The sequence below is a fragment of the Nitrospira sp. Kam-Ns4a genome, from assembly GCF_965152595.1.
The window spans coordinates 674,537-695,770 of sequence record NZ_OZ224218.1 but is presented as its reverse complement, the minus strand read 5'-3'; the positions used below and the strand labels follow the sequence as shown (position 1 = coordinate 695,770).

General features: G+C 67.8%; 17 protein-coding genes. 16 read left to right on the top strand and 1 reads right to left on the bottom strand.

Going from position 1 to position 21,234, the window contains the following annotated elements:
• Window positions 1–7: 7 nt before the first annotated feature.
• Window positions 8–1,348 (bottom strand): transglycosylase SLT domain-containing protein, encoded by a 1,341-nt coding sequence (locus ACWHYQ_RS03420; RefSeq protein ID WP_447974352.1) that lies wholly within the window; start codon window positions 1,346–1,348, stop codon window positions 8–10.
• 366 nt (window positions 1,349–1,714) lie between these two features.
• Here ACWHYQ_RS03420 and ACWHYQ_RS03415 point away from each other — a divergent pair, with 366 nt between their 5' ends.
• From ACWHYQ_RS03415 to ACWHYQ_RS03340, 16 genes are all read left to right on the top strand, one after another.
• Window positions 1,715–2,860: a pyridoxal-phosphate-dependent aminotransferase family protein gene (locus ACWHYQ_RS03415; protein ID WP_447974351.1), complete on the top strand. Its 1,146-nt coding sequence runs from the start codon at window positions 1,715–1,717 to the stop codon at window positions 2,858–2,860.
• An 83-nt stretch (window positions 2,861–2,943) separates the two neighbouring features.
• Window positions 2,944–4,536 (top strand): phosphoglycerate dehydrogenase, encoded by a 1,593-nt coding sequence (gene serA, locus ACWHYQ_RS03410; RefSeq protein ID WP_447974350.1) that lies wholly within the window; start codon window positions 2,944–2,946, stop codon window positions 4,534–4,536.
• Between the two features lie 118 nt (window positions 4,537–4,654).
• Entirely contained in the window at window positions 4,655–5,941 is a 1,287-nt protein-coding gene (gene hisZ, locus ACWHYQ_RS03405) for an ATP phosphoribosyltransferase regulatory subunit (protein WP_447974349.1), read from the top strand.
• On the top strand, window positions 5,938–7,299 hold the full coding sequence (dnaB, locus tag ACWHYQ_RS03400) for a replicative DNA helicase (RefSeq protein WP_447974348.1): 1,362 nt from the start codon (window positions 5,938–5,940) through the stop codon (window positions 7,297–7,299). Before hisZ ends, dnaB begins: the two co-directional genes overlap by 4 nt.
• An 85-nt stretch (window positions 7,300–7,384) precedes the next feature.
• On the top strand, window positions 7,385–9,244 hold the full coding sequence (locus ACWHYQ_RS03395) for a tetratricopeptide repeat protein (protein WP_447974347.1): 1,860 nt from the start codon (window positions 7,385–7,387) through the stop codon (window positions 9,242–9,244).
• 335 nt (window positions 9,245–9,579) lie between these two features.
• Window positions 9,580–10,047 carry a type IV pilin protein gene (locus ACWHYQ_RS03390; RefSeq protein WP_447974346.1) on the top strand — a complete coding sequence of 156 codons (468 nt, stop codon included), beginning with the start codon at window positions 9,580–9,582 and terminating at the stop codon, window positions 10,045–10,047.
• 103 nt (window positions 10,048–10,150) lie between these two features.
• Window positions 10,151–12,184 carry an O-antigen ligase family protein gene (locus ACWHYQ_RS03385; RefSeq protein ID WP_447974345.1) on the top strand — a complete coding sequence of 678 codons (2,034 nt, stop codon included), beginning with the start codon at window positions 10,151–10,153 and terminating at the stop codon, window positions 12,182–12,184.
• Window positions 12,163–13,083 carry a tetratricopeptide repeat protein gene (locus ACWHYQ_RS03380; RefSeq protein WP_447974344.1) on the top strand — a complete coding sequence of 307 codons (921 nt, stop codon included), beginning with the start codon at window positions 12,163–12,165 and terminating at the stop codon, window positions 13,081–13,083. The genes ACWHYQ_RS03385 and ACWHYQ_RS03380 overlap by 22 nt, the downstream gene beginning before the upstream one ends.
• A 25-nt stretch (window positions 13,084–13,108) precedes the next feature.
• Window positions 13,109–14,068: an ABC transporter ATP-binding protein gene (locus ACWHYQ_RS03375; protein ID WP_447974343.1), complete on the top strand. Its 960-nt coding sequence runs from the start codon at window positions 13,109–13,111 to the stop codon at window positions 14,066–14,068.
• 3 nt (window positions 14,069–14,071) lie between these two features.
• On the top strand, window positions 14,072–14,836 hold the full coding sequence (locus ACWHYQ_RS03370) for an ABC transporter permease (protein ID WP_447974342.1): 765 nt from the start codon (window positions 14,072–14,074) through the stop codon (window positions 14,834–14,836).
• Window positions 14,837–14,843: 7 nt separating this feature from the next.
• The gene (locus ACWHYQ_RS03365) at window positions 14,844–15,668 is read left to right on the top strand and encodes an ABC transporter permease (protein ID WP_447974341.1); all 825 of its coding nucleotides are present in this window, start codon (window positions 14,844–14,846) and stop codon (window positions 15,666–15,668) included.
• A complete protein-coding gene (locus ACWHYQ_RS03360; protein ID WP_447974340.1) occupies window positions 15,665–17,002 on the top strand; it encodes an ABC transporter ATP-binding protein in 1,338 nt (445 codons plus the stop codon). The genes ACWHYQ_RS03365 and ACWHYQ_RS03360 overlap by 4 nt, the downstream gene beginning before the upstream one ends.
• Complete coding sequence (locus ACWHYQ_RS03355; RefSeq protein ID WP_447974339.1) at window positions 16,999–17,790, top strand: class I SAM-dependent methyltransferase; 792 nt, start codon at window positions 16,999–17,001, stop codon at window positions 17,788–17,790. The genes ACWHYQ_RS03360 and ACWHYQ_RS03355 overlap by 4 nt, the downstream gene beginning before the upstream one ends.
• 10 nt (window positions 17,791–17,800) lie before the next feature.
• Window positions 17,801–18,745 (top strand): class I SAM-dependent methyltransferase, encoded by a 945-nt coding sequence (locus tag ACWHYQ_RS03350; protein WP_447974338.1) that lies wholly within the window; start codon window positions 17,801–17,803, stop codon window positions 18,743–18,745.
• Entirely contained in the window at window positions 18,706–19,956 is a 1,251-nt protein-coding gene (locus ACWHYQ_RS03345) for an AZOBR_p60025 family cell surface glycopolymer formation protein (protein ID WP_447974337.1), read from the top strand. Before ACWHYQ_RS03350 ends, ACWHYQ_RS03345 begins: the two co-directional genes overlap by 40 nt.
• Before the next feature lie 15 nt (window positions 19,957–19,971).
• A complete protein-coding gene (locus tag ACWHYQ_RS03340) occupies window positions 19,972–21,222 on the top strand; it encodes a glycosyltransferase family 4 protein (RefSeq protein ID WP_447974336.1) in 1,251 nt (416 codons plus the stop codon).
• Window positions 21,223–21,234: the final 12 nt, after the last annotated feature.

Genomic DNA, 21,234 nt, shown 5'->3' with positions numbered 1-21,234 from the left:
GACACCGTCACCGCTGGACGGCGAGGAGGTCGCCCGGCTTGATCTTGCGGCCGGCGAGGCGATTGAGCGCGACCAGGTCCTTCACGCTCATCTGGAATCGCTTGGCAATCTTCCACAGGCTGTCGCCGGCCTGCACCCGATACCAGCTGCCGTTGGCGTTGCCGTGCCGGACGAGGCTCCGGCTCTTCTTGGACGGGGACGTGCGGGCGGGCTTCCAGGTCGGCACGCGATCGAGCGCCTGCGCGATCTGCTCCTTCATGGCGACGGGCACCTTCAGGAGATAGACAGGATCCGTCGGCGGCGTGACGTCCTTGCGCAGCTCCGGATTCAGCCGCCGCAACTCGGCGTAAGGCACGCCGGTCACCTTCGCGATCTCGCTCAAGTGAAGCGGACGGCGGACCGCCACCTCCTCGAACTCGTGCGGGTCGGGCGGAACGGCGGAGAAGCCGAACTGGTCGGGGTGCTTGGCGATGATGGTGGCGGCCATGAAGCGGGGAACGTAGTCCTTGGTCTCCCGCCGCAGGTAGCGCGTCTTGGCGATCTCCCAGAACGATTCAGCCCGCGCCTTCTCCAGGGCCCGCTGGATCTTCCCTTCGCCGGCGTTATAGGCGGCGAGCGCGAGCGGCCAGGTCCCGAAAAGATCGTAGAGGTCGCGGAGGTAGCGCGCGGCGGCCACCGTGGATTTGATCGGATCGCGCCGCTCGTCCACGTACTCGTCCACCCGCAGCCCGTACAGGCGGGCGGTGCTCTTGATGAACTGCCAGGGGCCGGTCGCTCGGGCGCGGGAGTAGGCATGCGGGTTGAAGCCGCTCTCGACGAGCGAGAGGTACACCAGGTCGCTGGGCAGATCGAATTCCTTGAAGATGCTCTCGACGTGTGGCCAGTAGCGGCCCAGCCGGTGGAGCCACTGCTCGAACCGGTCGCGGATCGCGACGTTGAAGAACCGGATGTGGGTCTCGACCTTTTCGTTGCGGATGATCGGGACGTCGAAGGGATTGTCGGGGCTCTGGGCGGTCAGGCTCGGCTCAGGGGCGGTGCTGTCCTGTGCGGGCCCGGAGTCCAGCCCGGGCTCGAACAACTCGCCGTACCGTGAAAGCTGGCCTTCCGGTCTGAGTTGGACCACGGGAGCATTGGGGCTCAGGAGCGTGAGCGGGCCGTCGGCGTCCTCCTCTGCCGCGGCGACCGCCTCCTGGCTTGCAGGCTCCGACGGGAGGTTGGCAGAAGGGGCCGGCGGGTCCGCGGCCATCGCCAGCGCCGTCGCCTTGGCGTCGGCGGGCAGAGTCTGGGCCGCTGCCGGAGCCGGGGCGAGGCCGAAGGACAGCCCGACCGCCGCCAATACGATCGCCATGCGGCCCGGGCTGATCCGATCTCTTTGGGGACACGACATGGGCACTCCTAGGGATTGTCCAGTACCGGGGGACGTCCGGCACAGCCGGTGAGCCTAGCGGCGAACGGCGACGTTGTCAATAAAAAGATCGCAGCCTGCTCCCTTTCGGGGACGGGACCGGTCGAACCGGTGTCCCTGGCGGCATCGCTTGGGCAGTCCGTTTTGCGGGGGGACGCCGTCTCGCCGCCGCCCCAGCGCCCGCTCCGCAGTCGCCTTGACAGGGTAGGGGGTGTGGTAGCGTGCGGGCTCCCCACGCCGCCAGCGCATGACCCGTCCAACCGGTCTGCCGGATGATCAGTTCACGATGCTGGTAAGGAGAGCGGAACGATGCTGAAGCGCTATCTGTTAGCTCCGGGGCCGACGGCCGTGCCGCCGGAGGTGTTGCTGGCGATGGCTCAGCCCATGATCCATCACCGGGCGCCCGAGTTCGCGCAATTGTTCGGCGAGGTGCGTGAGGACCTGAAGTGGCTGTTCCAGACGCGCAACGACGTTCTGATTCTGGCCGCGTCGGGCACTGGCGCGATGGAAGGGGCGGTGTCGAACTTCCTCTCGCCGGGCGACAAGGCGCTGGTCGTCAACGGCGGGAAGTTCGGCGAGCGCTGGGGGAAACTCTGCAAGACGTTCGGGGCCCAGGTGATCGAGCTGAAGGTGGAGTGGGGCTACGCGGTCGATCCCCAGCAGGTCGCCGACGCGCTCAAGAAGGATCCCGGCATCAAGGCGGTCTACGTCCAGGCAAGTGAGACCTCGACCGGGGTGGCCCATGACGTTCGGGCGCTGGCCGAAGTGGTCCGGCCGCTGGAGGACACGATCCTCGTCGTGGACGCGATCACGGCGCTGGGCGTCTTCGACATCCAGACCGACGCCTGGGGCCTGGACGTCGTCATCACCGGGTCGCAGAAGGCCCTGATGCTGCCGCCGGGCCTGGCCTTCGTGAGCGTGAGCGAGAAAGCCTGGCGGCTGGCGGAGAAGGCCAAGAACGCTGCCTTCTATTTCAATTTCAAGAAGGAGCGAGAGTCCCAGATCAAAAACCAGACCGCCTATACGCCGGCGGTCTCCATGATCCTCGGCCTGCGAGAGGTGCTGCGGATGCTGAAGGCCGAAGGCCTCGCCCAGGTCTTCGGGCGGCAGGCGCGGCTGGCCCAGGCGATGCGCGAGGGCGCCAAGGCCGCGGGGCTGGCGCTCTTCCCCAAGCAGGCGCCGAGCAACGCGCTCACCGCGATCTCGGCGCCGGAGGGCGTGGATGGCCAGGCGATCTACAAGAACCTCCGCGTGCAGTACGGGATCACCGCGGCGGGCGGGCAGGACCATCTCAAGGGGAAGATCTTCCGCATCTCCCACATGGGCTACGCGGACACCTTCGACATCATCACGGCGCTCGCCGCGATCGAGATGGTGCTGAAGGGCTTGGGCTATCCGGTCACGCTGGGCAGCGGGGTCGCCAAGGCCCAGGAGCTGCTGATGGTGAAGGGTTGAGAGCCTAGCAAGCAGCGAATAGCCCATCGCGTCTCGCCCGGAACTACTCGCGGCTCGCAACGAGCTGCTAGCTGGAACAGACCATGAAGATCCTCATTAGCGACAGCCTCTCGAAGCAGGGCATCGAGATCCTCCAGAAGGCCGGCTTCACGGTGGACGTGAAGCCCAAGCTCTCCAAGGAGGAGCTGCTCAAGGAGATCGCGCAGTACGACGGGCTGATCGTCCGGTCCGCGACGAAGGTCACGGCCGAGGTGATCGAGGCGGGCCAGCGCCTGAAGGTGATCGGGCGGGCCGGCTCGGGCCTCGACAACGTGGACACGCCGGCGGCGACGCGGCGCGGCATCGTCGTGATGAACACTCCGGGCGGCAACACGGTCACCACGGCCGAGCACACGCTGGCGATGATCTTCTCGGCGGTTCGCCGCATCCCCCAGGCCACGGCCTCCATGAAGGCGGGCAGGTGGGAAAAAGAGAAGTTCATGGGGATGGAGCTGTACAACAAGACGCTCGGCATCGTCGGCATGGGGCAGATCGGCGGCTACCTCGCCAAGCTGGCCCAGGGCATCGCGATGAACGTGATCGCCTACGACCCCTACCTGGCCGAGGAGCGGGCGCGGAAGATGGGCGTCGAGCTGGTGGCGCTGCCGGCGCTATTCCGGCGCGCGGACGTCATCTCGGTCCACACGCCGCTCACGCCCGAGACTCGGGGACTTATCAACGCTGACGCGATCGCGCAGATGAAGCCGGGCGTCGTGATCGTGAACTGCGCGCGCGGCGGGATCGTCAACGAGGCCCATCTCTACGAGGCGCTCAAGAGCAAGCGGGTGGCCGCGGCCGCCTTCGATGTCTTCGAGGAGGAGCCGGTCAAGCCCGATCATCCGCTACTGACGCTGGACAACTTCATCTGCACGCCGCACATCGGGGCCTCGACGAGCGAGGCCCAGGAGAACGTCGCGATCGGCATCGCCGAGCAGATCGTGGACTACTTCACCAAGGGGATCGCGCGTGGCGCCGTCAACATCCCCTCCGTCCCGCCCGAGGTGCTCCCGCGGATCCAGCCCTACCTCAGCCTGGCGGAGAAGATCGGCCTGCTGCAGGCCCAGCTCTGCGAGGGGGGCATCGAGCGCGTGACGGTCGAGTACTATGGGGAGGTCTCCGGCTTTGCGGCGGCCCCGCTCACGATCGCGGTGCTCAAAGGGCTGCTGACGCCGATCCTCGAGGACGTGGTCAACTACGTCAACGCACCCGTGCTTGCGAAGGAGCGGGGCATCGAGGTCAAGGAGGTCAAGAGCAGCGACGCCGGCGATTACACCAGCGTCGTCCGCGTGCGGGTCGAGGCGGGCCGGAAGGCCCGTCGCGTCGCGGGCACCCTCTACCATCGGAAGGACCCCCGCATCATCGAGATCGACGAGTTCCAGGTCGAGGTGGTGCCGGAGGGGCACATGATCCTGATTCTGAACGAAGACAAGCCAGGCGTGATCGGCGCGGTCGGCCAGGCTCTGGGCGACCATCAGATCAACATCGCGCGGATGCAATGCGCTCGGGAGGAGCGCGGCGGCACCGCGCTCCTCATCATCGGGCTCGATGCCGCGCTGCCCGCCGGCGTGTTCGAGACGATCAAAACGCTCAAGCACATCCTGTCGGTCAAGCTCGCTGATCTCACCCGGGGATTGTAGCCCGGGCAACCCTGCCCAGCCTATGCCACGCCGATCCTCATCCAGCGGTTCGCGTCAGCCGCCTCGGCCCGAGGCGCCGTCCTCGTCCCGGGACGCCCGCTCGCTTATCCCCTCGGGGATGGCCACGATCCTGCCCCACACGGCCCAGCGGGTCCGCCGGCTGGAGGACACGTTGCTGGCCTGCCTGGGCCGTTGGGGCTACCAAGAGGTCATTCCGCCGACCTTCGAGTACCTGGATGTCCTCGCGGCGGGCCTGGAACCCGAGCTGATCGAGAAGTGTTACAAGATCGCCGACCGGACGACCGGCCGGATCCTGCTCCTGCGGCCGGACGTCACCGCGCAGATCGCCCGGATCGTGGCGATGGGCATGGCGGGCGCGGAGGTGCCGCTCCGGCTCTGCTACCGGACCACGGTGTTCCGCTACGAACCCGAGCATGCGGGCCGGGAGCGCGAGATCTTCCAGGTCGGCGCGGAGCTGATCGGCGTGGACTCGGTTGCGATGGACGGGGAGATCATCGCCTTGATGGGCGACTGCCTCCGGCAGCTTGGTCTGTCTGCGTTTAGGATCTCCCTCGGACACGTGGGGTTCTTCAAGGGCCTGCTCGCCCGCTCCGGCCTCTCGCAGGAGGGGCAAAAGCGGGCCGAGCAGGCCGCCGCGCGAAAAGATCTTCCCAAGCTCGCGGACATTCTGCTCCGGGAGCGGGTGCCGGGGCGGACCGCGCGGGCCCTCTTGGAGGCGCCCAGGCTCTTCGGAGGCGACGAGGTCTTGGAGCGTGGCCGCGCGCTGGCCGGCCGGAACCGCGAGCTGCGGGCGGCGCTGGACCGGCTGACGCAGGTCTACCGGCTGCTGGACGCGGCCGGGCTCAAAGGGCATCTGCTGCTGGACCTGGGGGAGTTCCGAGGCTTCGAATACTACGACGGGGTCGTCTTCGACGTGTTCGCGGAGGGGCTGGGGTGCGAGCTGGGCGGCGGCGGCCGTTACAATCACCTGATCGGTCGGTTCGGCCGGCCGCAGCCCTCCACCGGGTTCGCCTTCGACGTGGACCGCCTGTTCCGGGCAATGGAGCGGAGCGGGAACGGAAGCCCGCCCGTCCGGGCCGACGTCCTGGTCGCGGCCCAGGCCCGGGCGGGTGCGCGGCTGTTCCAGGCGGCGCAACGCCTGCGGGCGGCGGGCCTGCGCGTGCTGCAGGACACGGTTGGGCCCGCGGGGCCCGCGGCGCAGCAGGCGGCGCTGGCCGCGGCGCGCCGCGCCGGAGCGCTGGCCGCGGTGCTCGTGGGACTGCCGGGCTGCGCTGCCGACGAGGCGCTGCTGCTCGGCGCGGGCACCAGGACGTCGCGGATCGTCAAGATCGAGGACCTTCCCGCCGCGCTCAGGGGAGGGGCCTTTGGGGGAGGGGCCTCATGACCGCGGAACCCGCCCGCCTCCGCGACCTGTCGGAGCCGCGGCTGCCGCCCCAGAATCTCGAGGCCGAGCAGTCGGTCCTCGGCGCGGTCCTGCTCGACAACGCCGCCCTCGCCAAGGCGATGGAGCTGCTCACCGAGGACGACTTCTACCGGACCGCCCACAAGAAGATTTTTCAGGCGATGCTCGAGCTGTCCGAGCACGGGGAGGTCATTGACCTCATCACGCTCTCGGAGCACCTCAAAACCCGCGGTGAGCTGGAGGCCGTGGGCGGGGCGGCCTACCTGGCGGAGCTGGTCCAGGTCGTCCCCTCGGCCGCGAACATCCGCTACCACTCCAAGATCGTCCGGGACAAGGCGATGCTGCGCGGGCTGATCGGCACGGCGACCGAGGTGATCGCGCGCGGGTACGAGGGGACGGGCTCTGTGGACGAGCTGCTGGAGTTCGCCGAGCGCTCGATCTTCGGCTTGGCGCAAGGCAAGATTAGCCGGTCGTTCGCCGAGATGAAGCAGCTCATCCTCGAGGGCATCAATCGGGTTGACGAGCTGTACAAGAAGAAGGAGCAGATCACCGGTATCCCAACCGGCTTCCTCGATCTCGACGCGATCACGGCCGGGCTCCAGCCTTCCGACCTCGTGGTGATCGCCGGCCGGCCCAGCATGGGGAAGACCAGCCTGGCGCTCGGGATGGTTCAGACCGCCGCGCTCGAGTACCGCAAGGCGGTCGGGGTCTTCAGCCTCGAGATGTCCGGCATCCAGCTCGTGCTCCGGATGCTCAGCTCGGAGGCCCTCGTGGACTCCCACCTGCTGCGCACCGGCAAGCTCTCCCCGGGGGACTGGACGCGGTTGACGGCGGCGGCCGACAAGCTCTCGCAGGCGCCGATCTTCATCGACGACTCCGGCGCCCTCACCGTCCAGCAGATGCGGGGCAAGGCGCGGCGCCTCAAAGCCGAACGCGGGCTCGATCTCCTGGTCGTGGACTATCTGCAGCTCATGCAAGGCCGGGCCGACGCGGAGTCGCGCCAGCAGGAGATCTCGGACATCTCCCGTTCGCTCAAGGCCCTGGCCAAGGAGCTGGACATCCCCATCGTCGCCCTGTCGCAGCTCAGCCGCGCAGTGGAGACCCGCCAGGACAAGCGCCCCGTGCTCGCTGACCTCCGGGAGTCGGGCGCCATCGAGCAGGACGCCGACGTGGTGATCTTCATCTATCGGGACGAGGTGTACAATCCGGACACCACCCAGAAACCGGGCGTGGCGGACATTCTGGTCCGCAAGCACCGCAACGGCCCGACCGGCGACATCGAGCTGACCTTCCTGGAGAAGTACGCGAAGTTCGCAAACCGCTCGGACCGGGAGGTTTGACACCCTCCGAGCGGGCTTCGTATAATCCGCCTTACGCGCCCTCGGCGGCCCTGAGCGTGAGCGAGGTTCCCGAGGTTCCAATTTGATGACCGGAAGCACCACCAGGCAGGGGAAAGCGCTGCGAGGGGACCTGCCGTGTCGCTGCGGCCGGGGGCTGCTCGCCGTCCTCGCCATCCCGCTGGTCGTCGTTTCCTGCGCCGCCGTCCCGGAGGCTGGGACGGGCGGCAACGGCGTCGGGCAGGCCGCCACCGCACCGCCCCCGAAGCCGCCCGCGCCGTCGGACCCTTTGGCCTACTACCACTTCATCCTCGGTCATCAGGCGGAGCTGGCCCAGGACCACGAACGGGCGATCAGCGAATACCTGACCGCGCTGCGCGCGGATCCGGCCTCGATGTTCCTCAAAGCCCGGCTGGCCACCCTCTACCTGTCGAAGGGAGATACCGCCGCGGCGCTCCGCTTCGCCGAGCGCGTCGCCGAGGCGGACGTCCGCGACGTCTCGGTCCTGCTGTCGGTTGCGGGCGTCTATGCCGCAGCGGGCCAGGTCCAGCAGGCGCTCTCTCTCTACGACCGCGCGATCGCGGCGAGCGGGGAAGGGGGTGACGCCTATTTCTCCAAAGGGCTCCTCCTCATGAACCTGAAGCGCTACGAGGAGGCCCAGCAGGCGTTCGAGCAGGGGGTCCAGAAGGCGAACGGGTCGCCGATGGGCTTCTACTACCTGGGGCGCATCGGGCTCGAGCTGAAACAGTACGAGCGGGCTATCGAGAGCTTTGAGCGCGCGATCGCCGTGAACCCCAGCTTCGAGCCCGCCTATGTCGCCCTGTCGAGCGTCCACGAATCGCGCCAAGACTACGAGCGCGCGGCGGCGGTGTACCGCCGGTACCTGCAGGCGGTGAATCCGAACAGCAAGGAGGTCCGCCAGCACCTGGTGCGGTTGTACCTGCACGGCAAGCAGTACAGGGAGGCGCTGGCGGAACTGGAGGTCATCCTCGCGCAGGACCCCGACGATCTCGACGCCCAGCTCCGCGCAGGTCTCGTCTACGGTGAGACCAAGGAATATGCCAAGGCGATCGCGCAATTGAACAAGGTTCTGGCCGCGCGGCCCGCGGAGCTGCGGGTGCGCGACTACCTCGGCATGATCTACGAGGAGCAGCGGGACTACGAGAAGGCAATCCAGGCCTACCAGGAGAACCTAAAGATCCAGCCGAGCTACGTTGACGGCCACATGCACATGGGCTTTCTCCTGTACAAACTCAAGCGCTATCCGGAGGCCATCACCCACCTCACCCAGGTCCTGAAGCTGAACGGGAAGCACCCGGACGCGTACCTCCTGCTCGGGCTGACCTACCTGCAGACAGAGCAGTATGCGAAGGCCACCGAAACCTTCGAGGAGGGGGTCCGGCAGAACCCGGACAACCCGGACCTGCACTTCAACCTGGGGACGGCCTACGACAAGCTGAACCGCTTTGATGACCTCGTGCGCGCGATGGAAGCGGCTCTCCGCCTCGACCCGAAGCATGCGGACGCCTTGAACTACCTCGGGTACACCTACGCCGAGCGTGGCATCCGGATCGAGGAGGCGGTGGCGCTCACCCAGCGCGCCGTCGCCCTGAAACCCAACAACGGGTATTATGTGGACAGCCTCGGGTGGGCCTTCTACAAGATGGGCAAGCTGAACGAGGCCCTCGCGGAGCTCAAGCGGGCGGCCTCGCTGGTCGAGGACGACCCAGTCATCTTCGAGCACCTCGGCGAAATCTATCTAAAGCAGAACCAGATCCAGGAAGCCCGGGAAGCCTGGCTGCGCTCCCTCATGCTCGATCCTTCCAACACCAAGCTCGCCGAGCGCTACCGGGCGCAGGGCTGGGGCGATCCCATGCTCGACGAACGGGTGCGACAGGCGCAGCGCAAGGTGTCCCAGAACAATTCTGGTGCCAAGCCCGCGCCCTGACAGCCCTTGCCTTCTCGTCCGCCGGTTTCCCGCCCACCCCTGGCAACCCGACGAATGACGGCCCCCTGCACGTTCCCGTGGCGTGCCAATTTTTGGCTCAGGCGGACAGAAATCGGACGTGCACCCGCCCGCTTGACCCCGCTTCGGCTCGACCGCGGGCCCTAACCCATTGGAATCCTGAGAAAGGAACTGTCTGTGTTGCTGGCTCAGCGGGGCATGGAATCTGCTTAAGTACGTTCCTTGCTCCTGCAAAGTGGAGGGCCTGAACTGAGGGGAGATGAGGGTCCTCTTGTCTGCTGCTGACAGGTCAACCCCAACAACCAGGAGGAGACGACATGGTGACCGCAATTCGGAAGGAGCAGGGCTTCACCCTCATCGAGTTGATGATCGTGGTGGCCATCATCGGCATTCTGGCGGCCATCGCGATCCCCAACTTCCTCAGCTACCAGGCGAAGGCTAAACAGTCGGAGGCCAAGACGAACCTGGGCGCGGTCTACACCTCCGAAGTCTCGTACTTCGGCGAAAACAACGCATACAGCAACGACTTCGGGCAGATCGGGTTCACCATCGCCGGGTCCACGGCGCGCTACCAGTACTCGCTTGGCGGCACGGCGATTGGCGCCACGACGAACGGCTGCACGCTGCCGAGCGGCATCGGAGTCCAGGCGGCCTCGGGGACCACGCCGCCCGGCTTTACCGCTGGCGCGGCCGGCAACATTGACAACGATGCCACTTGCGATGGCTGGACCATCAACGATCAGAAGAGCATGGTTAATAACCCGAACGATGTGACCACGAACTAGGCGCCGATGACTCGTCCTGCGGAGGGGACCCACGGTGCAGGGGTCCCCTCCATAGCGACTTGCCGCGAGGATCCTTCGCGTGTGACGGGCACATAATTTCTCGATGGAAGGTCTGTCGGGCACCGCCTCCTCCCTTCATCCTCGAGGCTCGGGCTTCCGGGCGGCGGGTCTGCTCATCGTCGGCGCGTTGCTGATCTTCTCCCCGCTGATCGAAGGCGGCACCACCCACGGCGCCGCCCTCGTCATCCGGCTGATGATCCTGCTGCTGCTGGGCCTCTATTGGGCGAGCGCCATCCGCGCCGGCCGGCTGGCCTGGCCGCGGATGGCGCTCGGGCTGGCCGTCGCGGCCTACCTGGGGCTGGCCGCCGTCTCCGTCGCGACTTCACCCTACGTCAACCAGAGCCACCACTGGCTGCTGATCCTCCTCGGCTACGCGGCCCTGCTCTATCTGCTCGTGCTGCTGCTGGATGCCTGGAGTCGCACGGCCGCGCTCCTGCTAGTCGTGGCCGGCGTGGGCTTGTTCGAGGCCGGTTTGGCGCTGGTCCAGTGGGGATGGATGGGGAAGGTGAGGCCGACCGGGACGTTTTTCAACCCGAATTTCCTGGCCGGGTACCTGGCCGCGATCGCCTGCATCGTCCTGGCGTTCCTGAGTTACCGCCGGTGGAACCGCATCCGCCGCTGGGGGGCGCGTGGCTGGATGCACGCGGTCGCGGCGGCGGGCGCCCTCGCGCTGCTCCTGCTGGCGATCGTGGGGACCGGATCCCGCGGCGGCGCTCTGGCCCTGCTGGCGGGAACCGGGATCGTGTGCGTGCTGCGGTTCGGCCGGCCCGGCTTGTTCGCGATCGTGCTGGTAGCGCTGCTCGGCGCGGTCGCGCCAAATCCGGTCCGCGACCGGATCGTCACCGAGCATCTGACCAACCCGGTGGGCTACGCCCGCTGGCAGATGTGGGAGGCCGCCCTGCGCCAGATGGCCGACCATCCCCTCGGGGTCGGGCTCGGCCTCTACCAGTACGTGTACCCGCGCTACGCGTTTCCGGTGGACGGCGAGGTGGCCCGCTACGGCCGGATGGCCGTGACCCCGCACAACGAATATCTGCAAATGGGCGTGGAGCTCGGCCCGGCGAGCCTGCTGGCCTTCGGCTGGGGACTCGCCCTCGTGGTGCGGGAAGCCGCCGCCGGCTGGCGGACGCGGCTCCGGCGCTGGCAACGGGGCGTGCTCGCCGGCGTCACGGGCGGAGCCGCCTCGATCCTGGTGCACGCCGCCGTGGACTCCAACCTCCATGAGCCGGCGATCGCGATCGTGCTGACGCTGTGCGTCGCGGTGATCCTCTCGGTCCGGCGGCTGGGGGGCCGCGGGCCGGCGGCGCTCCGGACCGTTCCGCTCCGGTTCCGGCTCGCGTGGGCCGCGGCGGGCGCGCTCGTGGTCATCGTGGCGGCCGCGCAGGTTCTCCGGATCGGGCTGGGGTGGGCGGCTTACGAGGTGGGACAGCGGGCGGCGGCGCGCCAGGACGTGCGTGGCGCGCTCGCCCGGCTCGGCGCGGCGGTCGCCTGGGATCCGGGCAAGGCCCTGTATCGGAGCGCGCTCGCGGCCGTGTATTTCCGGCTCTACGAGCAGACCGGCCAGGTCGAGGCGGCCAAGGCCGCCGTCGAGGCGCTGGAGGCCGCGATGGCGCTGAACCCGCTGGACGGCCGGCTGCCTGCGCTGCTCGGGCACGTGTCCGTGGCCTTGGCGATGAGCCGATCGGAGTTCAGCGAGGCGCAACGGGCCGCCTGGCTGCGCGCCGCCGTCTCCCTGTACGAGCGGGCCGCGGCCTTGGAGCCCTTTTCTCCCTCCTATCCGTTCGATCTCGGTCGGCTGTACCTGGCCCTGGGGGAACGGGATCGGGCCGAGGCCTCGGTCCGCCACGCGGTCGAGGTCGAGCCGAACTTCCTCCCGGGCCGGGAGTGGCTGGCGAGGCTGTACCTGGAGATCGGCCGGCTCGAGGCGGCGCAGCTCGAGCATCGGGAGATCCTGGTCCGCCAGCAACGGTATGCGAACCGGCCGAAGGACCCGATCGCGCAGCGGTTCCTCACGGCCGACGCGGCTGGGCTGGCGGCCGCGCTGCAGCGGGCCGCGTGGCAAAGGGCCCGCACGTGAGTCCGCCGGCGACCGCTGCGATCGGCAGAACCGGGCTGCGGACCGCCGCGCTGCTCCTGGCTTGCGCCGCGGCGGCCGCAGGCCTGCTCGTCGCGTTGGAACGCCAGCGGCCGGCGGCGGTCCGCGCGACCGAGCTCTCCTACCTGCCGAAGGGCGACTATCTGAAAGTGGCGGTCCTGGGGTACCGCCAGCTCGTCGCCGACCTGATCTGGTTGCAGGTCGTCCAGCAGCTTGGCGAGCGGAGCCAGACGGTCGCCGGCTATCGCTGGGCCTTCCATGCAGTGGACGTGCTGACCGATCTGGATCCCAAGTTCGCCTTTGCCTACCAGGCGACGGGCAGCATCCTGAGCGTGTGGGCCCGCCTGCCCAAGGAAAGCAACGTGCTGCTCGCCAAAGGGATGCAGCACAACCCGGACGTCTGGCAGCTCCCGTTCTTCTTGGGCTACAACTACTACTTCGAGCTGCACGATCCGGCCGAAGCGGCGAAGTACTTCCGCCTGGCCTCCGCGCTGCCCGGCGCCCCGGAGTATCTGCCGAGGCTCGCTGCGCGGATGAGCGTCGAGGCGGGTGACCCGGCCGCCGCCTTGGAGTTGCTGCAGCGGCTGTACGCGCAGACGCAGGACGACCGGGTGCGGGATGGCCTGGCGCGGCGCATCAAGGAAGTCGTGGCGGAGCGGGATATCCGGCTGCTCGAGGAGGGCGTGCGCCGCTACCGCACCCGGTACGGGGCCCTGCCTGGTCGGCTCGAGGACCTGGTGACCGGCGGGATCCTCCCCCGCATTCCCGAGGAGCCGTTCGGCGGCGAGTACCGGCTCAACGTCGCCGACGGGACCGTGACGAGCACCGGCTTGGGCGAGCGGCTCCGGGTCCATCGGACCCTGCCGCAACCGGTGCCATAGGAAGCGCTGAGGAAGAGAAGAGGAGGTGGGGCTCGACGCGATGGACGTCGTGCTGGTCGAGGGGCTGCAGAAGGTCTATCAGCCGGGCTGGCCGGGGCTGCCACCGGTGATGGCGCTGGCCGGGCTCTCTCTCTCCGTGCAGCGGGGCGAGATCTACGGCTTTCTCGGGCCGAACGGCGCCGGCAAGACGACCACGCTCAAGATTCTGCTGGGCTTGGCACGGGCGACGGGTGGCACCGCCGAGGTGCTGGGCAAGCCGGCCGGAGACGTCCGGACGCGCGCCCGCATCGGCTTTCTGCCAGAGGCGCCCTACTTCTACGATTACCTGACCGCGGAAGAGTTCCTGACCTTCTACGGACGCCTGGCGGGGCTGGGGGGGCGTGAGCTGGCGGAGCGCGTGACGCGCCTGCTCGATCAGGTCGGGCTGGCGGACGCCCGGGCGCGGCAGCTCAGGAAATTTTCCAAGGGCATGTTGCAGCGGGTGGGCCTGGCCCAGGCGCTGATCCACGATCCCGAGCTGGTGATCCTGGACGAGCCCATGTCGGGGCTGGACCCGATCGGCCGCAAGCAGGTGCGCGACCTGATCCTGAGCCTGCGGGACCAGGGCAAGACCGTATTCTTCAGCACGCACATCCTGCCCGACGTGGAGCTGCTCTGTGACCGCGTGGGCGTCCTCGTCAAGGGGCGGCTCCGGGCCGAGGGGCGGATTGACGAGCTGGTCGGCCGCGGCCGCACGCAATCCGTAGAGGTCGTCTGCGAGGGGCTCTCGGTCGCCCGGATCCCCGCGATCGCCGGGGCGGCCACCAGGGTCCTGCAGCAGGGGCGGCAATCGCTGATTGTCCTGCCTGGGCCGGAGCGCCTGGAGGAGGTCCTTGCGGCGATCCGCGCGCAGGGTGGCCGACTTGTCTCCGTGACGCCCGAGAAAGGCTCGCTCGAGGAGCTGTTCGACGAGCGGACGCCGCCTGGGGCGGAGGGGCGGGCATAGGCCGTGTGGCGGATTGGCGTCATCGCGCTCAATACCTTCCGGGAGAACGTCCGGGACCGGATCCTGTACAACCTGCTGGTGTTCGCGGTGCTGCTCATCGGCGCGTCGGTCGTCCTGGGCGGCTTGACCATCGCGGAGCAGGAGAAGATCGTGACGGACTCGGGGCTGGCGGCCATCAACCTGGTCGGCGTGGTCATCGCGATCTTCGTCGGGATCGGGCTTGTGAGCAAGGAGATTGACCGGCGGACGATCTACACGATCATGGCGAGGCCGATCAGCCGAAGCGAGTTCATCCTCGGCAAGTATGCCGGCCTGGCCCTGACCCTGCTGGTGAACGTGACCGTCATGCTGGTCGTCTTCCTGGCCGTCCTCTGGATGGTCCAGGCGCCGGTGCACGCGGGCCTGCTCCAGGCGGTGGCGCTCATGTTCGTCGAGATCCTCCTGGTGACCGCGCTCGCGCTGTTCTTCTCGACCTTCAGCACGACGACGCTCAGCGCGATCATGACGCTGGGACTCTACGTGATCGGCCACCTCACCAACGACCTCAAGGGGATCGCGGAGAAGAGCCACAGCGAGGCCGTCAAGGCGGTGACGAGCGGGCTGTACTACCTGTTTCCCAACCTGGAGCTGTTCAACGTGAAGGGGGCAGCGGCCTACGGCGAGCCGGTCAGCCTGTCATACCAGGCGCTCGCCACGGCGTACGGCGCAGTCTATATCGTGCTGCTGCTCACGGGTTCCTGTGCGGTGTTTCAACGGCGGGACTTCTGAGGTCCGAATGGCGGAGGGACTGCACACAGTGGCTGCGCCCCCCTGGCTGCGGCTGGCGGCGGGACCCGGGGCGCGCGCCGCGCACCTGCGCGACCTGTTCCTCGTGCTGACCGCCAAGGAGCTGAAGGCCCGCTACAAGAGCAGTTGGCTGGGATACGCTTGGTCCGTGGTCAATCCGCTCGTCTTCGCCTTGCTCTATTTCATGGTGTTCGGGCTCGTCATGCGGGTGGACATTCCGCGTTATCCGTTGTTTCTCATCGCCGGCCTCTTTCCCTGGCACTGGCTGGCCCACTCGTTGAGCGCGGCGCCGACGATCTTTCTCGCGAACGCCACCCTCGTCAAAAAGGTGCGGTTTCCGCACAACATCCTGGTTGCCGCGACCGTCCTCACCGACGGGCTCCACCTGCTGCTGTCCGTGCCCGTGATCCTGGGGTTCGTGCTCGCCTACGGGGCGCTCCCGTCCTGGACCTGGCTCGTCGGGCTCCCCCTGCTGTTCGCCGTCCAGTTCCTGCTGGTGTACGGAGCCGCCCTCGCGGTGGCTTCCGTCAACCTGTTCTTCCGGGACCTGGACCGACTGACGACGCTGTTCGTGACGTTCCTGTTCTTCCTGACCCCGATCGCCTATTCGAGCACGATGATTCCGGAGCGGTACCGGGACCTCATGTACCTGAACCCGGTCGCGCCCCTGATGCTGAGCTGGCAAGGGCTGTTTCTGCACGGCAGCCTCGATTGGACGCTCGCCACCCTCAGCGGGGTCTACGGGCTCGCGGCCTGCGGGGTGGGTGTGCTGGTCTCTCGCAAGCTGGCACCGAGATTCGCCGAGGTCCTGTGACGGCCATTCGCTTCCAGCATGTCTCCAAGTGGTACCCGCGGTACCATCAACTTCTCTGCGGAGTGAAGGCCTCGCTCGTCCGTCTGCCCGAGACGGTCCGGTCCCTCCGCCGACAGCGGTTGTTGGCGCTGGATGACGTCTCGTTCGAGATCGAGCAGGGGGAGACGGTCGGGGTGATCGGGCCGAACGGCTCGGGCAAGAGCACCGCGCTCGGGCTCATCGCCGGCGTCCTGGCGGCGCAGGCAGGCCAGGTGGAAGTACACGGACGCGTCTGCCCGCTCCTGGAGCTGGGGGCCGGGTTTCACCCCGAGCTGAGCGGGCGGGAGAACATTGTGCTCAACGGGGTTCTGCTCGGGTTGACGCGCCGGGAAGTGCTGGCGCGCCTGGACGAGATCGTGGCGTTCAGCGGGCTGGCGGAGTTCCTGGATCAGCCGATCCGGACCTATTCCAGCGGGATGCTGGCCCGGCTGGGTTTTTCGGTGGCCGTGCATGTGACGGCGGACATCTTGCTGATTGACGAGGTCCTGGCGGTCGGCGATACGGCCTTCAGCCGCAAGTGCACGGAGGAGGTGGCATCGCTCAAGGACCGTGGCAAGACCATCGTCTTCGTCTCGCATGATCTGGGGACAGTCGAGCAATGGTGCGATAAGGCGATTTATCTGGACCGGGGCCGCGTCCGTCGCCTCGGGCCGCCGCCCGAGGTCGTTGACGCCTACGTGCGGGATCTGGAGACCCAGCGGAGCCGGGAGCGTGATGCGAGGGCCAGGCCGCGCGCTCCCGGTGGGCAGGACGACTATCGCTGGGGCTCCGGCGAGATCGAGATTACGTCGTGCCGGTTGCTGACGGCCGCCGGTGAGGAGACGCACGTCTTCGAGCAGGGGGAGGATATTCGGGTTGAAATCGGCTTCACGGCCCACGTGGCGGTCCGGAATGCCGTGTTCGGGATCGGCGTGTTCTCCCAGGCTGGAGTGCCCTGCTTCGGGTTCAACACCCATCTGGACCGCCACGTGCTCGATGTCGCTCAAGGGGCGGGGGTCATCCGAGTGACCTTGAACCGGGTGCCGCTGCAGGCCGGGGAGTATCTCGTGGAGGTGGCGGCCTCGCAGGTGGACCTGCACGGGCACTACCTGGACCTGGATTACGTGAGCTGGCGGGCCCGGCGGTTTGCGTTCACGATCCGGCAGGTGCGGCCGACCGGGAGAGGGGTGATGACGCTCGCCCACTCCTGGGAGTTCGAGGGGGTGCAGCTTGGGAACCGAGGCCTGGGACGGCAGGATCTCTCGAGAGGAGACCGGGAGCGGATGGGAAGGGGTGGCCGGAGGGGCACGGAATGATCACGCGTCGCCTGGGGCAGCTCCTGCGCGCGGTTCTCCGGCGCGTGCTGAGAGAAGACATCCAGATGCTCTACGGGCTGCAGACGCACCTGCAGGGGGTGGACAACCGCCTCACGGTGCTCGAGCAGCGGCTCCGGATCCGGCCGCACCTCTCGAAGGCCTGGGCCGCCGGCCCAGCCCGCGTCCTGGAAGGGTTCGACTACTTCGGGTTCGAGGAGGTCTTCCACGACGAGGTCGTCGTCCGGGAGCGGCAAAAGCTCTACGTGCCGTTCTTCCTCGGCAAGGAGCCTGTGCTCGACGTCGGCTGCGGTCGGGGGGAATTTCTCGAGCTGCTTCGCGAGCACCGCGTCGAAGGAAGTGGCGTTGATAGCAACCCGGACATGATCGCCCAATGCCAGAAGCGAGGCCTCCCCAACGTCGAGCTAGGCGACTTCCAGGACTATCTCCGACGGCTGCCGGACGATCACCTGGGCGGCATCTTCTGCGCGCAGGTCATCGAGCATCTCGATCTCGAGCAGCTCAACGCCTTCTTCAAGCTGGGGTACAGGAAGCTGAGGCCGGGAGGGGTGCTGGTGGCCGAAACGATCAATCCCCATTGTCTCCACGCGTTCAAGCTGTTCCATTTGGACCCGACGCACAAGGCGCCCCTGTTCCCCGAGTTTGTCGAGTTCCTGGGCCGGTCTAGCGGGTTCACGAAGATCACCACGTGGTATCTCTGGGGCAACGAGCTGGTCCCGGACCGCTATCACGAGTGCGAGGACTATGCGGTCATTTGTGAGAAGTCGTGAGGGGCATCGCGTGTGGGAGGTCTTGCGCCGGGCCACAGGCCGAGTCCGGCGATGGCGCGACCGCCTGGCCTCGCGTGACGCCCTGGACAGGCTTCCGCTGCGCCCCCCGCTGCCCCTGCCGGCGGGGGTGTCGGAGGCGGAGCTGGTGCGCGTGCTGTCCTCGCTGCGGCTGTCGGATGAGCGGCCGGTCGCCGCGGAGCTCGAGACTTACTGCCGAACCGATTTTCGGCGATTTGTCTATACGTTGGAGCTGGTGCCGACGGACGCAGGCCGGATCCTGGAGCTGGGCGCCAACCCCTACTTCACCACGCTCCTGCTCAAGCTCTTTCGGCGCGGCGAGCTGCGGCTGGCCAATTACTTCGGCTGGTCCCAGACCTGGGGCGCCCAGCGGGTCGTCTACGTGGACCTCGACGGGCGGGAGGTGACGGACACGCTGGAGTTCGACCAGTTCAACCTGGAGGCGGAGCCGTTTCCGTATCCCGATGCGCAGTTTGACACGGTGCTGTTGTGCGAGGTGATCGAGCATCTGGTGAGCGACCCGGTGTTCGCCTTGAATCAGGTACACCGGGTTCTGCGGCACGACGGTGTACTGATTCTGACGACGCCCAACGTCGCCCGGCTTGAGAACGTGGCCCGGCTCATCGGTGGCGAGAACCTGTATGACCCCTATTCCGGATACGGCCCGTACGGGCGGCATAACCGGGAGTACAACAGGCAGGAGCTGGTGCTCCTGCTCGAGCACTGCGGGTTTCACGTCGAGACCCTGTTCTCCGCGGACGTCCATCCGAACAGCGCGGCCTCGTCCTGCGACGTGAGGCGCATGATCCCGCTCGTGGCCGCGCGGTCCCGAGATCTCGGGCAGTACCTCTTTGCCCGGTGCCGGAAGGCGCGGGCGGCGAGAACCAAGAAGCCCAGATGGCTCTACCGAAGTTACCCGGAGGGGATGCTGGAGTAGCGATCGGCGCCTGGCGGCTGCGGCGCCGCGCGGACCTGATGGTGTCGCCTTGGGCTCCCGCCCTGGTGACCGCGGTGCTCTATGCGCTGTTCCTGGCGCTCCGGCTCAGTCAGCCGGGCATGGACCTGTCCCGGTTCGTCACGGCGGGGGATCGCTTCTCGAACCCTGCGGAGGTTCCCGAGCCCCTGAGCGTGCTGAGGAACCAGGATGGCTACGACGGTCAGTTCTACTATCGGCTGGCCCTCAATCCCTTCACCGCGGAACGGAGGGAATTCGGCATCGAACTGGACAGCCCGATGTACCGGCACCAGCGGATTCTCTACCCGGTGCTGGTGCGGGCTTTGTCGGGGGGCGACCCGGAGGCGGCGCTGCGCTGGATGGTGGGGGTGAACTTCGCTGCCCTCTGCCTGCTGGGATGGATCGGAGGCCTGCTGGCGAGGAGCGCCGGAACCTCGGCCCTCTGGGGGCTGGTGTTTCCCTTCTATCCCGGGTTTCTGTTGACGCTCTCGCGGAACCTGGTGGAGATCGTCGCCGCGTGCGTCCTCCTGGCCGCGTTGCTGCTGCTCCGGCAGCGCCGCGATGTCGGCGCCACGGTCCTGCTCGCGCTCGCGGCGCTCGCGAAGGAGACGACGCTGCTGGTGAGCGTCGCGCTGCTCCTGCTGTGGCTCGTCGGCGTGGCGAGCGGCCGGGGGACGGATGCCCGGGACCGGCCCGGGGGCGTACCGCCCTCCGTGGGATGGGTTCCGATCCTGACCTATGCGGGCTGGCAGTGCCTCCTGGCCGTGAACTGGGAACAGTCGGTCTCCGCCGTGCTGGCCGGCCATCACCACGGCTCGGGCAACCTGGGCCCGCCGTTCCAGGGGCTCGGCGAGTTCCTGTTCGCGTCGTTCGCGCCGCCCCGGAGCCCCCGGCGGCTGGTCGAAGTCTTCGTCATGCTGGCGTTTGCCGTCGCGGTCTTCGGCCATCTGCGCAGGACCGGGGCGGCCGCTCACGAAAAACTGTCCTGGGCGTTGTACGTGGGGCTGGCCTGCCTCCTGACCCAGGCGGTGTGGGTGGAGGACTGGGCGTTCATGCGCGCCCTCTCGGAGGGCTACGGGCTGGGCGCGCTCGTGCTGTTGCAGGCGTGGCCGGGGCCGGCACGGCTGGCGCTGGCGGGGGCCGGTGCCCTCTGGGGGGTCATCGGTCTGTCGCTCCTGACGGGCAGGCTCTGACGAGAGGGAATCCGCATGATCGTCTATGACCAGACCGACTGCGTCCACAGCGGATTGAACACCGGGATCCAGCGGGTGGTTCGGCAACTGGGGCGGGCCCTGGAAGAGCAGGCGCCAGGGCTCATCGTGCCCAGCGTGCGGCGCAATGGCCGGTTCTATCCCCTTCCGATCGGGGGACAGCTCGACGGGACCGTGTCGCACGGCGTTCGCAAGCTGGCGTGGAAGCTGGGGGATGGCCCGCTGGCCGCGTTGCGGCGGCTGAGCAATCGCAATCGGACCCTCTTGCGGCTCAAGCGGTGGATGTTCTCGTGCCTCGAGATCGTCGAAAGCCGCAAGACGGCGCTCAAGCTTACGGCCGGGGACTGGTACTTTACCGCGGATTCGATCTGGACGAGTCCCGAGATCTTCGACCAGTTGCCCCTGCTCAAGGCCAGCGGCGTGCGGACGGCGATCGTGCTCCTCGATCTGATCCCGATCACCCATCCGCACCTGGTCCATGTTAACAATCGCATCCGATTCGTGCCCTATGCCGCGGCCTTGCCGTCCTATGACGTCGTCTTTTGCATCTCGAACTTCGTGCGGGAGCAGTTGATCCAGTTCTGCCGGGAGCGCGGGCACCCGGTGCCCCCCCATGTGGTGACGATCCCGATGGGGTACCGATTCTCCCAGCCAGACAGGGAGGCGCCCTCGGACCACGAGCCGCGGATTCCGGCCGGACGGTTCGCGCTCTGCGTCGCGACGTTCGAGCCGCGGAAGAACCATCGCGTGCTCTTAGACGCCTTCGACCTCCTCTGGGAGCGCGGGGTGGACCTCTCGCTGGTCCTGGTCGGCATCCCGTCCTTCGACTACGAGGACCTCATGGAGCGGATCCATCGGCATCGGCTGTGGGGAGACCGGCTCTTCTACTTCCCCGGATGCCCCGACAGCGAGCTGGAAGTGCTCTACCGGCGGTGCGACGTCACGGTCCTGCCGAGCGTGATCGAGGGGTACGGTCTGCCGCTCCTCGAGTCGCTCGCGCGGGGGAAACCCTGTGTGTGCAGCGACATTCCGGTCTTCCGAGAAGTCGTCGGCCCCTTCGGAGTGTACGTGGATCCGCGGGATGCACGGGACATCGCGGACGGGATCGAGCGGCTGTGCAACGATCCGGCCCGGTACGCGGCGCTCGCGGCGGCGATTCGCACCCAGTTCGTCCCGCCGAAGTGGGAGGACAGCGCCCGCCTGGTGCTGGAGACCCTCAACGTGGCGGCGGCGAGGCTGGCCCGATGAGGCCCGTGCCCA

Excerpts from the sequence above, each read along its gene's own strand:
- hisZ (WP_447974349.1), top strand. The coding sequence starts at position 4,655 with ATGGCCACGATCCTGCCCCACACGGCCCAGCGGGTCCGCCGGCTGGAG.
- ACWHYQ_RS03385 (WP_447974345.1), top strand. The coding sequence starts at position 10,151 with ATGGAAGGTCTGTCGGGCACCGCCTCCTCCCTTCATCCTCGAGGCTCG.
- serA (WP_447974350.1), top strand. The coding sequence starts at position 2,944 with ATGAAGATCCTCATTAGCGACAGCCTCTCGAAGCAGGGCATCGAGATC.
- dnaB (WP_447974348.1), top strand. The coding sequence starts at position 5,938 with ATGACCGCGGAACCCGCCCGCCTCCGCGACCTGTCGGAGCCGCGGCTG.
- ACWHYQ_RS03390 (WP_447974346.1), top strand. The coding sequence starts at position 9,580 with ATGGTGACCGCAATTCGGAAGGAGCAGGGCTTCACCCTCATCGAGTTG.
- ACWHYQ_RS03340 (WP_447974336.1), top strand. The coding sequence starts at position 19,972 with ATGATCGTCTATGACCAGACCGACTGCGTCCACAGCGGATTGAACACC.
- ACWHYQ_RS03395 (WP_447974347.1), top strand. The coding sequence starts at position 7,385 with ATGACCGGAAGCACCACCAGGCAGGGGAAAGCGCTGCGAGGGGACCTG.
- ACWHYQ_RS03345 (WP_447974337.1), top strand. The coding sequence starts at position 18,706 with ATGGCTCTACCGAAGTTACCCGGAGGGGATGCTGGAGTAGCGATCGGC.
- ACWHYQ_RS03355 (WP_447974339.1), top strand. The coding sequence starts at position 16,999 with ATGATCACGCGTCGCCTGGGGCAGCTCCTGCGCGCGGTTCTCCGGCGC.
- ACWHYQ_RS03415 (WP_447974351.1), top strand. The coding sequence starts at position 1,715 with ATGCTGAAGCGCTATCTGTTAGCTCCGGGGCCGACGGCCGTGCCGCCG.
- ACWHYQ_RS03365 (WP_447974341.1), top strand. The coding sequence starts at position 14,844 with ATGGCGGAGGGACTGCACACAGTGGCTGCGCCCCCCTGGCTGCGGCTG.
- ACWHYQ_RS03420 (WP_447974352.1), bottom strand. The coding sequence starts at position 1,348 with ATGGCGATCGTATTGGCGGCGGTCGGGCTGTCCTTCGGCCTCGCCCCG.